This window comes from Luteimonas sp. GW821-FHT14E02, assembly GCF_058803905.1.
On sequence record NZ_JBXAPK010000008.1, the window covers coordinates 58,754 to 72,107 of the forward strand.

General features: G+C 63.4%; 13 protein-coding genes. 9 read left to right on the forward strand and 4 right to left on the reverse strand.

The features are described from left to right. Window positions 1-6 precede the first annotated feature (6 nt). Window positions 7-801, reverse strand: a complete 795-nt coding sequence (locus AC1RNP_RS14000; protein WP_493051885.1) for a fimbrial biogenesis chaperone — start codon at window positions 799-801, stop codon at window positions 7-9. Window positions 802-811: 10 nt separating this feature from the next. Then, complete coding sequence (locus AC1RNP_RS14005; protein ID WP_493051886.1) at window positions 812-1,336, reverse strand: Csu type fimbrial protein; 525 nt, start codon at window positions 1,334-1,336, stop codon at window positions 812-814. A 464-nt stretch (window positions 1,337-1,800) separates the two neighbouring features. On the opposite strand from AC1RNP_RS14005, the gene map reads away from it, so the two are divergent. The 6 genes from map to dapE all read left to right on the forward strand — a co-directional run bounded on the left by map (window position 1,801) and on the right by dapE (window position 8,205). Then, entirely contained in the window at window positions 1,801-2,577 is a 777-nt protein-coding gene (gene map, locus AC1RNP_RS14010) for a type I methionyl aminopeptidase (protein ID WP_493051887.1), read from the forward strand. A gap of 75 nt (window positions 2,578-2,652) precedes the next feature. Further along, window positions 2,653-5,280, forward strand: coding sequence for a [protein-PII] uridylyltransferase (glnD, locus tag AC1RNP_RS14015; RefSeq protein ID WP_493051888.1), 2,628 nt, complete (start codon window positions 2,653-2,655; stop codon window positions 5,278-5,280). Further along, window positions 5,277-6,197 (forward strand): 2,3,4,5-tetrahydropyridine-2,6-dicarboxylate N-succinyltransferase, encoded by a 921-nt coding sequence (gene dapD, locus AC1RNP_RS14020; RefSeq protein WP_493051889.1) that lies wholly within the window; start codon window positions 5,277-5,279, stop codon window positions 6,195-6,197. Before glnD ends, dapD begins: the two co-directional genes overlap by 4 nt. Window positions 6,198-6,205: 8 nt before the next feature. Further along, window positions 6,206-6,673 carry a hypothetical protein gene (locus AC1RNP_RS14025; RefSeq protein WP_493051890.1) on the forward strand — a complete coding sequence of 156 codons (468 nt, stop codon included), beginning with the start codon at window positions 6,206-6,208 and terminating at the stop codon, window positions 6,671-6,673. Between the two features lie 6 nt (window positions 6,674-6,679). Beyond that, window positions 6,680-7,033: a Spx/MgsR family RNA polymerase-binding regulatory protein gene (locus tag AC1RNP_RS14030; RefSeq protein ID WP_493051891.1), complete on the forward strand. Its 354-nt coding sequence runs from the start codon at window positions 6,680-6,682 to the stop codon at window positions 7,031-7,033. A gap of 38 nt (window positions 7,034-7,071) precedes the next feature. Next, window positions 7,072-8,205 carry a succinyl-diaminopimelate desuccinylase gene (dapE, locus tag AC1RNP_RS14035; RefSeq protein ID WP_493051892.1) on the forward strand — a complete coding sequence of 378 codons (1,134 nt, stop codon included), beginning with the start codon at window positions 7,072-7,074 and terminating at the stop codon, window positions 8,203-8,205. A gap of 16 nt (window positions 8,206-8,221) precedes the next feature. Here dapE and AC1RNP_RS14040 read toward each other — a convergent pair whose 3' ends face one another. Then, window positions 8,222-8,674 (reverse strand): hypothetical protein, encoded by a 453-nt coding sequence (locus tag AC1RNP_RS14040; protein ID WP_493051893.1) that lies wholly within the window; start codon window positions 8,672-8,674, stop codon window positions 8,222-8,224. Window positions 8,675-8,774: 100 nt separating this feature from the next. Beyond that, on the reverse strand, window positions 8,775-9,497 hold the full coding sequence (gene aqpZ / locus AC1RNP_RS14045) for an aquaporin Z (protein ID WP_493051894.1): 723 nt from the start codon (window positions 9,495-9,497) through the stop codon (window positions 8,775-8,777). A 263-nt stretch (window positions 9,498-9,760) separates the two neighbouring features. Here aqpZ and AC1RNP_RS14050 point away from each other — a divergent pair, with 263 nt between their 5' ends. The 3 genes from AC1RNP_RS14050 to AC1RNP_RS14060 all read left to right on the forward strand — a co-directional run bounded on the left by AC1RNP_RS14050 (window position 9,761) and on the right by AC1RNP_RS14060 (window position 13,280). Next, window positions 9,761-10,420, forward strand: a complete 660-nt coding sequence (locus AC1RNP_RS14050) for an ankyrin repeat domain-containing protein (protein ID WP_493051895.1) — start codon at window positions 9,761-9,763, stop codon at window positions 10,418-10,420. Between the two features lie 82 nt (window positions 10,421-10,502). Then, complete coding sequence (locus AC1RNP_RS14055) at window positions 10,503-11,735, forward strand: Tle-like phospholipase domain-containing protein (protein ID WP_493051896.1); 1,233 nt, start codon at window positions 10,503-10,505, stop codon at window positions 11,733-11,735. 264 nt (window positions 11,736-11,999) lie between these two features. Beyond that, complete coding sequence (locus AC1RNP_RS14060; protein ID WP_493051897.1) at window positions 12,000-13,280, forward strand: Tle-like phospholipase domain-containing protein; 1,281 nt, start codon at window positions 12,000-12,002, stop codon at window positions 13,278-13,280. Window positions 13,281-13,354 lie beyond the last annotated feature (74 nt).

A 13,354-nucleotide genomic window follows, 5' to 3' on the forward strand; every position in this document is an offset into this window, starting at 1 on the left:
AGCCACTCAGGGGGCAGCCTGCAAAGCCAACGGCTGGAGAGTGGCCGCACCGTTGATCCTCGCGATGAAGGTGCCGCCCGTGAATCGGGAGGCGGGAGATTGCAGCGGCCAGCGCATGGTCTGTCCGGCGAGCGCGTATCCGAGCAGGCCAGGCATGACCGGCGTGGCGGTCTTCGCATCCTTGCCGTAAGCGAGATCGGCGATCTGTGCATGCTGCGTGCCGCGATTGCGCACTTCGAGAACGCCGGCGCCGTTTTCGCCGCTGACCAGGCGAGTTTCGAGTGCGGGGGCGATGGCGGGCGCTCCGGCCGCGGTTTCCGGCACTACGAAGATCGGAATCGAATACCGCAGCACGAACTGCAGGCCCGGACGTTCGGGCACCGCCGTGGGCAACTCGTCGACGATGACCCGATAGCTCGTCTCCGCCGCCACCGCTTCCGGTGTCGTGCGGATGATTCGGACGAGCTGTTTCTGCCCCGGCGTCAGCGTCTGCATCGCCGGACTGACGACCAGATCGCGGGTGGTGTCGAGCGACTCCTTGCCGTCGGCCTGCATCCAGCGGAACACGCGCAGCTGCACTTGCACCGGCGCCTTGCCGCTGTTGCTGAGCCACAACACGTCGGCGTTCTGGCGGCCCTGCATGGTCAGTGAAGTCGGTGCGACCTGCAGGCTGGCCGCGGCCGCGATCCCTGGCCACAGCACGGCCACCAACCACAGGAGACCGGCCGCGCCTGTCGCAGCCGGAAAGCACGATACGGCCGGGAAACGCGGTACCCCGAGGCGGTGGCCGTTCCGTGCCATGCGCCGTTGCTCAGTAGATGATCGTGGCGGTGATCGTGTCCAGGTAGTCCCCGGGCGCGGCATTGTCGGTGCTGGGGTTGGCGACGCGGCCGTAGACCGGATAGGCCTGGTCCAAGCCGGTGCCGGTAGCCGCCAGGGTATTGGTGCCGACCGTGCTGCCCCACACTGCGGTGCGTCCGGCATTCTGATACAGCTGGTAGGCGACGAAATTGTTGGTGGTCACCGCGCCGTCCGTGTTCTTCATGCGACGGGTGTTCACGTCGTTGGCCGTGGACGCATTGAGGCCGGCGTTGAGCGCGATGTTGTACGGCGTCAGCGGACTGCAGCGAGCGGTGACGCTGCCATCGGCGTCGACGTTGGCGGTCGAGTCGTTGGCGACGCTGCCGAAATCGACGTCGGTCGCGGCGGCGGCGGTGATCGTGCAGGCCTTGAGGATCGTGATCTTGACGTTGAAAGTGGTGGTATCCGCTGCGAACGCCTGACCGCCAGTGGCGAGCAGGGCAGTGGCGAGCAGGGTGGAAGTCAGCAGGCGCATGGGAATCTCCGAAGCCGTGAACCGGGGTGCGGACCGGCGGAATTGCCGGGCAACCGGATTCAAAGCACGTTGCATGCCAGTGCTTGCATCCGTGTCGCACCAGCGACATTTTTCAGTGCTGGATGTTGCGAGGGTGTCACCAACGACAGGAATTGGCTTCCGTAACTGGTTGGTTTGGCTTGACCCAGTTCACAGTTCATGAAAATAGATTGTAACTGTTTGATTTTAAAGGTCGAAGAAATAGGTGATTTTGGGGAGTTTGAGCTCCAAGCGCGTCACTTTTTGACGAAAAATTAACTTTCTCGCTTCGCGCTGGCCATGGATGCGGCAACCGGGAAGGCGTTCCGGCGTGCAGTCCCGACGACATCGCGAGCACCGCAATGAACTCCGCTGCCTGAAGCGCGACTCTCCCCGCCACGAGGCGAGTCCATTCAGGCATGCACACGATCGGCGATAATCCCCGCATGTCTATCCAACTGAAAACTCCCGACGAGATCGAAAAGATGCGCATCGCCGGCCGCCTGGCCGCCGAAGTGCTGCAGATCGTCGCTCCGCACGTGAAGCCCGGCGTCACCACCGAAGTGCTGGATCGCATCTGCCACGACCATATCGTCAACGTGCAGCAGGCGATTCCCGCCAACGTCGGCTATCGCGGCTATCCGAAGACCATCTGCACTTCGGTCAACAACGTGATCTGCCACGGCATCCCGAGCGAAGCGAAGGTGCTGAAGGAAGGCGATATCGTCAACATCGACGTCACCGTCATCAAGGACGGCTGGCACGGCGACAGCAGCCGCATGTACTACGTCGGCACGCCCTCGGTGATGGCGAAGCGATTGGTCGAAGTCACGCGCGAGGCGATGTTCCGCGGCATCCGCACGGTGCGGCCGGGCGCCACGCTCGGCGACATCGGCCACGCCATCCAGAGCTACGCCGAAGGCGAGCGCTTCAGCGTGGTGCGCGAATACTGCGGGCACGGCATCGGCAAGGTCTACCACGACGAACCGCAGGTGCTGCACTACGGCCGCCCCGGCGATGGCGTGGTGCTGCAGCCGGGCATGACCTTCACCATCGAACCGATGATCAATGAAGGTACGCGCTACACCAAGGTCCTGCCCGACGGCTGGACCGTCGTGACCAAGGACCGCAAGCTGTCCGCGCAGTGGGAACATACCGTGGCGGTGACCGAGACCGGCGTGGAGATCCTCACCCGATTGCCGGGCGACGACAATGACCTCTAGCAGGAAGCCCGCAGATCGCAGCCGCGCCGTCCGCGCGGCGAGGAATGCGGGCTTTTGCGGAGGGAACCGCACCACATGAAGACGGCCGTCTCCGATGACGCGGCGACAAGCGCGGAGACACAGTGGGCGCAGGACGCGCGGGCCGCGCTCGCGCAGACCGATGCACGGCTGGCGAAGCGCTTCGACCAGGGCGAGCGCGTAGAGCGGCTGGTGGCGCTGCGCGCGCGCGCCGTCGATGAACTGATCCGGCAGGCCTGGTCACGCTGCATTCCCGGGCATTCCCCGCTGGCACTGTTCGCGGTCGGCGGCTATGGACGCGGCGAGTTGTTTCCGCAATCCGACATCGATCTGCTGGTGCTGGCGGACGAGAACGCGCAGCACGACTACGGCGATCACGTGTCCCGCTTCTTCGCCTCGCTCTGGGACGCGGGCTTGCAGGCGAGCCACGCCGTGCGCTCGCTCGCGCAATGCACGCAGGCGGCCGCCGATCAAACCGTGCTGACGGCCTTGCTGGAAGCACGGCCGCTGGTGGCGCGGGATGCCGATCGCGGCGCGCTCGCCGAAGCCATCGCGCCCGACAAGGTATGGCCGGCGCGTGCGTTCTTCCTCGCCAAGGTCGAGGAGCAGCGCAAGCGCTACGCACGCTTCGGCGATACGTCCGACAATCTCGAACCCAATCTGAAGGACGGGCCGGGTGGCCTGCGTGATCTGCACACCCTCGGCTGGATGGCCTTGCGCAGCTTCGGCGTGCGCGAACTGGAGCCGTTGATCGGCCTTGGTCATCTCGGTGCCGACGAGGCCGTCGCGCTGGAGCGCGAGCGCCGCAATCTCGGCCGTCTGCGTTACGGCCTGCACCTGGTGGCCGGCCGGCACGAGGAGCGTCTTGGCTTCGATTATCAGAAGGCGCTGGCCGCGCATCTGGGCTTCGCCGACGACGCGCAGAATCTCGGCGTCGAGCAGATGATGCAGGGCTTTTACCGCAGCGCCGCGATCGTGCGCCGGATCAGCGAGCGCCTGCTGCAGCGGTTCGAGGAACATTTCGACGGCGCCGCGACACCGCAGCCGCTCGACACCCCGCATACGGAACTGCGCTTCGAATCGCGTCGCGACTATCTCGCCGCCACCGATCCGCAGTGGCCGCACGATGACATTGACGAGGTCTTCGCGCTGTTCGCGACATGGGCCGCGCACGACAATCTGCGTGGCCTGCATTCGCAGACGGCGCGCGCCCTCGCGGAGGCGTTACCAAAACTGCCGGCTTACGACACGACGGAGCAGGGCTCGCGCGATGCCTTCATGGCGCTGCTGCGTGGGTCGCAACCGGTGAAGACGCTCGAACGCATGGCGCGGCTCGGCGTACTCGGACGCTGGCTGCCAGCGTTCGCGCAGGTCTCCGGGCGCATGCAGTTCGACCTGTTCCACGTCTACACCGTCGATCAGCACACGCTGGCGGTACTGCGCAACCTCGCCATCTTCTCCTCCGGCGCCGCCGACGAACGCTTCTCGATGGCGCACGAAGTGTGGCCGACGTTGCGCCGGCCGGAACTACTGCTGCTCGCGGGCCTGTTCCACGACATCGCCAAGGGACGTGGTGGCGATCATTCCGAGCTCGGCGCCGACGATGCGCGCGCGTTCTGTCTCGCGCACGGTTTGTCCGACACCGACACGGCGCTGGTCGAATGGCTGGTGCGCAAGCACCTGCTGATGTCGGTGACGGCGCAGAAGCAGGACATCTCCGATCCCGCGGTGATCCATCGCTTCGCCGCGGAAGTCGCCGATCGCGAGCGGCTGGACTATCTCTATCTGCTCACTTGCGCCGACATCGCCGGCACATCGCCGAAACTCTGGAATGCCTGGAAGGATCGCCTGCTTGCCGATCTGCGCATCTCCACGCGTCTGGCATTGCGGCAGGGGCTGGAACATCCGGTCGCCGCCGCCGAGCGCATCGAAGAGACGCGCGCCGAAACACGCCGCATGCTCGCGTTGCAGCAGATCGGCTTTGCGGAAATCGACGCGCTGTTCCGACGCTTTCCCGAGTACAGCTTCCTGCGTGCGCGCCCCGACCAGATCGCCTGGCAGGCATTGGCGCTGCGCAATTGCGAACCCGGCGAGATCGCGGTGGCGGTGCGTTCGCTCGCCGCTGGCGATCATGCGCTGGAAGTGTTCGTGCATTCGCCCGATCGCGACGGCCTGTTCGCGGCGATCGTCATCTCGCTCGATCGGCTCGGTCTGGCGATCCAGCAGGCGCGTGCGCTGGATGGCCCCGGCGGTACCATCTTCGACAATTTCCAGGTGCTGCCGAGCGACTCGCGTGCCACGCCCGATATCCGCGGCATCGAGAACCGCTTGCGCGAAGCACTGAATGGCCCACTGGATCGCATCCAGCCGGCACGTCGCGCACAGCCGCGCCACCTGCGTCACTTCCGTCTCGCGCCGCGCATCACCTTCGATGCCGCCCCCGACGGCCGCAACACCGTGCTCAGCTTGATCTGCAACGACCGTCCCGGCCTGCTCGCCGACATCGCCCACGCCCTGCGCAGCCAGCACGTGCGCGTGCACGACGCGCGCATCGCCACGTTTGGTGAGCGTGCCGAGGACGTGTTCCGCATCAGCGACACCGGCAACCGCGCATTGGACGATACCGCCTGCGCGGCGCTGCATACCGCATTGCTAGTCCATATCGATGGAGAATCTCCCCCATGAGCCCACCCCGGAGCGCCAAGAAGACGGCCCCCGAATCCGCGAAGAAGAAGACGCCGAAGAAGAAGGTCGCGCCGAAAGCGCCTGGCGCCGACGAACTGAAATTCATGATCGAAAGTGCCTGGGAACGGCGCACGATGCTGACGCCGGACGAGATCGACGGTTCGACGCGTCCGACCGTGGAGCGTGTGATCGACGGCCTGGAAAGCGGCGAATTCCGCGTCGCCGAGCCGGACGGCAGGGGCGGCTGGACCGTCAACGAATGGCTCAAGAAGGCCGTGCTGCTGTATTTCCGCACGCAGGAGATGGAAGTCGTCGATGCCGATCCGGCGCCGTTCTGGGACAAGATCCCGGCGCGCTTCGCGGGCTTCGACGAGCATGCATTCCGCAAGCTCGGCGTGCGCGTCGTACCTGGCGCCGTGGCGCGTCGCGGCGCGCACATCGGCAAGGACGTGGTGCTGATGCCGAGCTTCGTCAACATCGGTGCCCATGTCGGCCCCGGTACGATGGTCGATACCTGGGCGACGGTCGGCTCATGCGCACAAATCGGCAAGGACTGCCACATCTCCGGCGGCGCCGGCATCGGTGGCGTGCTCGAACCGCTACAGGCCTCGCCGACGATCATCGAGGATCATTGCTTCATCGGCGCGCGTTCGGAAGTGGTGGAGGGCGTGATCGTTGGTCATCACAGCGTGATCGGCATGGGTGTGTTCCTCGGGCAGTCGACGCGCATCTACAACCGCGCGACCAAGGAGATTTCCTACGGCGTCGTGCCGCCGGGCAGCGTGGTGGTGGCGGGATCGCTGCCAGCGGCGGATGGTTCGCACTCGTTGTATTGCGCGGTGATCGTCAAGCAGGTCGATGCGAAAACGCGTGCCAAGACCTCGGTCAACGACCTGTTGCGTGGATTGGCAGACTAGAGGGTTTTATGGAAACGATCTCTTCCGGGCAGACATTTTTTCTCAAACGGATTTTTCCGCTGCTCTGGATCGGGATCTTGTCGGCGGTCGTCGTGCCCGCGCTGTTGAAAAACAATATTTCACAGGACTGGTTCGTCATCATCGTGATGCTTTTCATGCTGGTGGGAGGCGCGGCCGTATTCCGTTTTTTTGTCTGGAGCCTTGCGGATGAGGTGAAGCTGGGAGCCGATTCCCTGCTGATCAGGCGTGGTGGCGTCGAGGATCGTGTGCGGCTGTCCGACATCATGAATGTCGATATCAGCCGATTCTCGAATCCGCAACGCATTACGCTGTGGCTGCGAACGGCTGGAAAATTCGGAAATGAAATCGCCTTCGTCCCGAAGATGTCGGGGTTCCAGTTGAATCCATTCTCGCGAAACAAGATCATGGAGCGTCTCGTTGAAAATATTGATCGCGCAAGGCGGGCAGGCAGATAGTGACTCATGACCACGCTCTACGGATTAAAGAACTGCGATACCTGCAAGAAGGCGACGAAGTGGCTCGACCGCTTCGGCGTCCGCTACAACTTTGTCGACTACTGCGACAACAAGCCTTCGCCGGAGACGCTGGTCGAATGGGCGCGCCGGGCGGGCGGTTTCGATGCGCTGATCAACAAATCGTCGACGACCTGGCGGCAGTTGCCGGACGGCCGAAAGTCGCCGGGTTCCGAGGCGGAATGGAAGCTGCTGCTGCGCGAGCATCCGCAGCTGATCCGGCGGCCCGTGGTGGTGACCGATGACGGCGTCGTCACGCAGGGGTTCAGCGACAACGGGTTCAAGAAGCGATTCGGGATCTGACGGCGGCCTCCGATGAGACGTTCCCGCGGGACATCGCCATGACCGACGTGCTGCAACTTGCGCAAGCGCTGATCCAGCGTGCTTCGGTGACGCCCGAAGATGCCGGCTGCCAGGCGCTGATCGCCGATCGGCTGCGACAGGCGGGTTTCGTCTGCGAACATCTGCGCTACGGCGCTGTCGACAATCTCTGGGCGACGCACGGCAGTGGCGGCCCGGTGCTTGTCCTGCTCGGGCATACGGATGTGGTGCCGCCCGGGCCGCCTGAAGCCTGGACGAGCGGTCCGTTCGTGCCGACGATCCGCAATGGCGCGCTGTACGGGCGCGGCGCGGCCGACATGAAAGGCAGCGTGGCCGCGTTCGTGGTCGCGCTGGAGGAGTTCGTGACAGCGCATCCGGATCATCCCGGCACGGTCGCGCTGCTGTTGACCTCGGACGAGGAGGGCGATGCCATCAATGGCGTGCGCCGTGTCGCCGAGACGTTCCGCGGTCGTGGCGAACGTATCGACTGGTGCATCACCGGTGAGCCTTCTTCCAAAGAGAAGCTTGGCGATCTGCTGCGCGTCGGCCGGCGCGGCACGTTGTCGGCGACGTTGACGGTGAAAGGCGTGCAGGGGCACGTCGCGTATCCGGAAAAGGCGCGCAATCCGATCCATCAGGCGTTGCCGGCGTTGGCCGAACTCACCGTGCGTCGCTGGGATGAGGGATTCGAGACGTTTCCGCCGACGAGTCTGCAGATCAGCAATGTGCATGCTGGTACTGGGGCCAATAATGTGATTCCCGGTGAGCTGCAGGTGCTGTTCAACCTTCGCTACAACCCGAATTGGGATGCGACTCGGCTGGAAGTTGAGTGCGAGGTGGTTCTGCGCGCGCATGGACTCGAATACGCGATTCATTGGCATCGTGGCGGGGAGCCGTTCTACACGCCGGAAGGTGTGCTGCGTGCCGCAGCGCGTGAGGTGTTGGCCGGCTATTTGGGTGAGCGGCCTGAGGAAAGTACTGGTGGCGGAACTTCCGATGCGCGCTTCATCGCGCCGCTGGGGGCGCAGTGCATCGAGGTTGGGCCGGTGAATGCCAGCATCCACAAGGTGGATGAGCATGTAGCAGTGGGAGATCTTGAAGTGCTGCCAGAATTATATTTGGCGCTTATTCGCAAGCTTCTGCTCGATCGCTGACTCTTTGTTTTTTGCGCTACGTGACTTCGCACAACTCGTGCAGTCGGGTTCCGAGATCAAAAAAATTGCCGTAGATGTCTAGGTCCGCGTCGAACCATTCCTGGTGCGTAACGACATAGTCCACAATCGGCCGTAGCCTCTGATAGATCAAGGAGACGCTGCTTGGATCGCGCTCTTCACGGGAGATGAGAAGCCTTAGGAACGGACTGGCTGTATCCGGATCGTCTTTGGCTTCCGGAGACATCACATACTGCGCGAAGGCAAAGACATAGTATTGAAATGCGCGCCTGGGCATGAACAAGAGCTCATCTGCGCGATCAATCGATTGAGCGCCGCCAAATAAGTGCTGTATCTCTTCATTGCTCTTGCCGTACATCAATCGATGGGCGTACTTCGCGTCCAAGTCTGATTCGTACCCTATCCAGTCGTCTTCCCCTGGAATCTTGAGGGGTTTTTCTTTCTTGGCCATGACTTGATGTCGCGATCTTCTGAGATCATGGGACTTTAATCGGCGCGCATAAAAAAGCCACGCCCTTGGGCGTGGCTTTTGCGCCAACCGGCGTAGCGTGTCAAGCGCGCTCGCTACCCAACCACCGATAGATGATCCCGCCAATCAAACCACCCAGGATCGGCGCCACCCAGAACAGCCACAGCTGTGCGACAGCGCCGCCGCCGACGAACAGGGCCACGCCGGTGGAGCGGGCCGGGTTCACCGAGGTGTTGGTGACCGGGATGCTGATCAGGTGGATCAGGGTCAGGGCCAGGCCGATCGCGATCGGGGCGAAGCCCGCCGGCGCGCGTGCGTGCGTGGCGCCCATGATCACGATCAGGAAGACCGCGGTGAGCACGACTTCGGTCAGGAAGCCGGCTGCGGCCGAGTAGCCGCCGGGCGAGAAGGCGTCGACGCCGTTGGTCGCGAAGGCGCCGGCCGAGGTCGGGTCGATGGTGAAACCGCTCGCGCCGCTGGCAATCTGGAACAGCACCCAGCCCGCAGCGATCGCACCGACCACCTGGGCCACGACGTAGGGCACCACATCCTTGACCGAGAATCGTCCGCCGGCCCACAGGCCGAAAGTGACGGCAGGGTTGAAGTGTCCGCCGGAGATGTGGCCGAACGCGTAGGCGCCGGTCAGCACCGTCAGACCGAAGGCCAACGAGACGCCGAGCAGTCCGATGCCGAGCGGATTGCCGTCGCCTCCGAACTTGGCCGCCAATACCGCGCTACCGCAGCCGCCCAGCACCAACCAGAAGGTGCCGAGGAATTCGGCCGCCAACCGTTTCGTAAGTTGCATTGAGGGAGTCCCCGTGAAAAAGCCGCCAACCGGCCGGTGCAAACCCTAATCCAAACAAAGGGTGAGAATGTTGCTGTTACGTGAAGGCCGTCACGCAGTTCACATCGGCTTTGAAAGCTTGCTATCCTCATCACATCGCGGCATGGAGGCCGTGTGGGGATCAGGGACGAGGGACGTGGTCATTCCGTCTCGTTCGTGCCGAAGTCCATGCTTATGATGTCGGCCTTGCCGGCAGCTTGGGGCTGCGCTCAGGAGGAGTGACGATGACAGAAGTGGATGTTCACCAGATATTCGCCGATCCGCGGGTGGCCGAACTGGCCGAGGCGGTCGCCGAAGGCGACGCCGCGCGCGTGCAGCGCCTGGCGCAGGGCACTGACCTGCGGGCGCATGGCGACAAGAATGTCACGCTGCTCGAATGGGCGGTGTTGAACCAGAGTCCGAAGGGGTTGAACGCGCTGCTCGTCGCCGGCGCGGATCCCGCCGAGACAGGCATCGATGGCAGCAACGTCGTGCATCTCGCGGCGATGGCCAAGGATCCGATCTACCTGCAAACACTGTTGGCGCATGGCGCCCATCCCGACACGCCGCACAGCCAGACCGGCGCCGCGCCGCTGAGTGCCGCGCTGATGGGCGAGCGTCCCATCCAGTTCAAGGCGCTGCTGGCCGCGGGCGCGAATCCCAACCACGCCGACCGCCAGGGCAATACCGCGCTGCACGTGGCCGGCAAGATCAACGAATCCGGGCACGCGCTCGATTTGCTGCTGGCCGGTGCCGATCCGGTTGCACGCAATACGCAGGGCGCCACCTTCCAGCGTTACCTCAACATGACCCCCGTCAAGCTGCTCACGGACGAGAGCCGGCGTGATCGCGAGGCCGTCCAGGCCTGGCTGCGCGAACACGGGATCCCGGTGGAAGAGGGTTGATTCACAGCGCCGGAGACGCCGCGTGGCGACCTCCGGCAACAACTAGTCTCGACAAACTCAAGGACATAAGGGGAGTTTCAGGATGAGCCAGCAGACCAGTATTCCCGCGGCCGGAGAAGGCCCTTCGTTTGCTTCGCAGGTGCGGGGCCAGGATGCCAAAGAAATCGACCTGACGCTCGCGAAGCTCATGGCCGATCTGTACGACGATCACTACGGCCGCGACCGTCCAACCAACGTCGACGGCTGGAGCGCGCTGAGCGACGATCAGCTGAAGGCGGTGGGCATCGACCCGAACAAACTGCACGATGAAAGCTCGGGCTTCCGTTCGCTGATCTACGGCGATGGCAAGGGCCATTACGTGCTGGCGTTCTCGGGTACCGACGAAGGCAAGGACTGGCTCACCAATTTCCGCCAGGGCCTCGGCTTCGAGGATGCGCAGTACAACCAGGCCATGGCGTTGGCGAAGGACGCGCGCGTGGCCTTCGGTGACGAAGTCGTCATCACCGGCCACTCGCTCGGCGGCGGTCTGGCCGGCGCCGCGGCGATCGCCAGCGGTATCCCCGCGGTGACATTCAATGCCTCCGGTGTGCACGACAAGACGATCCGACGCCTCGGCCTCGATCCCGATGCGGTCAAGGAATATGCCGAGGACGGCCTGGTCCGACGATACGCGGTGAAGAACGAGATCCTCACCGACCTGCAGGAAAAGAGCATCCCGTTGAAGTGGGCGATGCCGGACGCGGTCGGCCACAAGATCGAACTGCCTGATCCGAATCCGCAGAATTTCTGGCAGAAACTGAACCCGATCAGCGACATCAAGCATGACGTCAAGAACCACTACATCGACGCGGTGATCGACGCGATGGCGCTGGCGAAGCCGGAATGGTCGAAGGATCGCGGCACGATGCTCTCCGACAACGGGGCGAGCGGTGCACGCTCCGCCGGAGCGTCGCTGGCCGATCCCAGCCATCCCGGATATGCGTTGTTCGACCAGTCGCTGCGTGGCTTGCAGAAAACCGATACGGCCGCGCTCGGCTTGCGCAGCGAGCAGGATGTCCAGAACGCGGCCGCGAGCGCCGCGGTGGTGGCGAAGAACAACGGCTTCGATCGCATCGACCATCTCGTGCCGGATCGCAACGGCAACGGCTTCTTCCTGATCGCCGGCGACCTGGGCGATCCGGGGCATCGCCGCGTGTTCGTCGATGGGGAAAAGGCGCGCTCGCAGCCGATGGAACAAAGCGCGGCGCAGCTGCAGTCGTCGCAACCCGAGCATCTGCAGGGCGAGCGCGAACAGCGACGCACGATGTCGGTCTGACCGACCGGTTTTTTTGGCACATCGAAGGTAGTCGCGATCATGCGGCTGCCCTTCGGTGTGTCGTTTTTCAATGTGCGTGGCTGTTCCGGCAATCCTGTGGCCGGAGGCGTTGCCTTGGCATCGTCACTGACGGACGTGCAAGACCGATGACTGCCTGTGCGAGTTTCATGTCGATTGAAAAATGAATCATCCGTCACGGCAGGAGACACTCCGTGACCTTATCGTCCCGCATCTGAGCGAAAACCAAGGCAAGGGGAATTCGAAATGGCGAAGCAATTTCTATGGCGAGCCACGCTCGATGCGGCTGCACCAAGAGCGAGCCATGCCCTTGAGACGACCGTCCCAAGGGTGAGCACCCATCTTTTTTCACAGGCCCGAAGCCTCGAAGCGCTCGACCTGAAGACGTCGACCCCGATGCTTTCCCTGGCGAGCAAGTTCCACGGCACCGAACCGAAGCTGGCGGACATGACATGCGCCTTGCTCGCGAAGGACGTCTATGGACCATCCGCCATCAACCCCATGCTCACTTGGAAGCCACTGGGGGAGGATCGGCTGGCGAAACTGGGAATCGACCCCAGAATCCTGTCCACCAAAAGCGGATTCCAGGCGCGCGTGTACGAGGATCCGGACCTGGGCGGCATCGTCTCGTTCAAAGGCACGAGTTCGATGAAGGATTGGCTGGCCAACTTGAAGCAGGGAGCCGGATTGGATTCGCCGCAGCACAACGAGACCGTCCTGTTGGCCAAGCTGGCGCAGAAAGCATACGGACCGGATTTGATCTTCGTCGGACACTCGAAGGGTGGAGGGCAGGCGGCGCTCGCTTCCGTCGTGACTGGCAATACGGCGATCACCTTCAACGCGGCTGGAGTGCACAACAAGCTCCTGTCCGACATGGGATTCGATCCCGAAAAGGTGCGGGATAAGCTCAAGGACGGGCAGGTCAGAGCCTATTCCGTTACCGATGAAATCCTCACCAGGACTCAAGAGAATTGGCAGGGCTGGGTGCCAACCGCGCTGGGATATCAGATCAAGCTGGACGATCCGTTCCCGCGTGAAGGCATGATGTCATACGTGCCGGGCAACAAGTCCGTGCACGACGTCAAATCACACTTCATGTCGAATGTCATCGAGGGGCTGAAGCTGCATCTCGATCCTCTCGAAAGGCTGCGGGCGATGGAGATGCTCGGTGCCGATCCCCTCTACAAGCAGGCGCTGCAGGCGATCGAGCAGGTCGGCCCCGAGAAGTTCAACATCAAGAGCGAGCGGGAACTGCAGAACACCGCGGCGGCGGCAATGGTGGTCGCGAACGCGAACGGGCTGGAACGCATCGATGGCATCATGCCGAGCCTCAACGGCAAGGATTTCTTCGTCCTGCAGGGGGATTCGCAGAATCCGGCGCATCAGCGGGTTCCCATGAACACGGCGGGGGCGCTGTTACAGCCGTTTCAGCAGAGCGTCCTGGAATTCATGCAGGCGCGTGACCAGGCGCCGCACATCGCGGCGGCACAGGATCTGACGCAGTACCGCCAAGGGCCGCAACTCTGAACCCGTCACTCAGGTGGCAGGACCGTGTACGATCTCGCCGGAACACATCGCTGTTTCGGGGCATGACAACAGCA

Excerpts from the sequence above, each read along its gene's own strand:
- AC1RNP_RS14000 (WP_493051885.1), bottom strand. The coding sequence starts at position 801 with ATGGCACGGAACGGCCACCGCCTCGGGGTACCGCGTTTCCCGGCCGTA.
- AC1RNP_RS14005 (WP_493051886.1), bottom strand. The coding sequence starts at position 1,336 with ATGCGCCTGCTGACTTCCACCCTGCTCGCCACTGCCCTGCTCGCCACT.
- map (WP_493051887.1), top strand. The coding sequence starts at position 1,801 with ATGTCTATCCAACTGAAAACTCCCGACGAGATCGAAAAGATGCGCATC.
- glnD (WP_493051888.1), top strand. The coding sequence starts at position 2,653 with ATGAAGACGGCCGTCTCCGATGACGCGGCGACAAGCGCGGAGACACAG.
- dapD (WP_493051889.1), top strand. The coding sequence starts at position 5,277 with ATGAGCCCACCCCGGAGCGCCAAGAAGACGGCCCCCGAATCCGCGAAG.
- AC1RNP_RS14025 (WP_493051890.1), top strand. The coding sequence starts at position 6,206 with ATGGAAACGATCTCTTCCGGGCAGACATTTTTTCTCAAACGGATTTTT.
- AC1RNP_RS14030 (WP_493051891.1), top strand. The coding sequence starts at position 6,680 with ATGACCACGCTCTACGGATTAAAGAACTGCGATACCTGCAAGAAGGCG.
- dapE (WP_493051892.1), top strand. The coding sequence starts at position 7,072 with ATGACCGACGTGCTGCAACTTGCGCAAGCGCTGATCCAGCGTGCTTCG.
- AC1RNP_RS14040 (WP_493051893.1), bottom strand. The coding sequence starts at position 8,674 with ATGGCCAAGAAAGAAAAACCCCTCAAGATTCCAGGGGAAGACGACTGG.
- aqpZ (WP_493051894.1), bottom strand. The coding sequence starts at position 9,497 with ATGCAACTTACGAAACGGTTGGCGGCCGAATTCCTCGGCACCTTCTGG.
- AC1RNP_RS14050 (WP_493051895.1), top strand. The coding sequence starts at position 9,761 with ATGACAGAAGTGGATGTTCACCAGATATTCGCCGATCCGCGGGTGGCC.
- AC1RNP_RS14055 (WP_493051896.1), top strand. The coding sequence starts at position 10,503 with ATGAGCCAGCAGACCAGTATTCCCGCGGCCGGAGAAGGCCCTTCGTTT.
- AC1RNP_RS14060 (WP_493051897.1), top strand. The coding sequence starts at position 12,000 with ATGGCGAAGCAATTTCTATGGCGAGCCACGCTCGATGCGGCTGCACCA.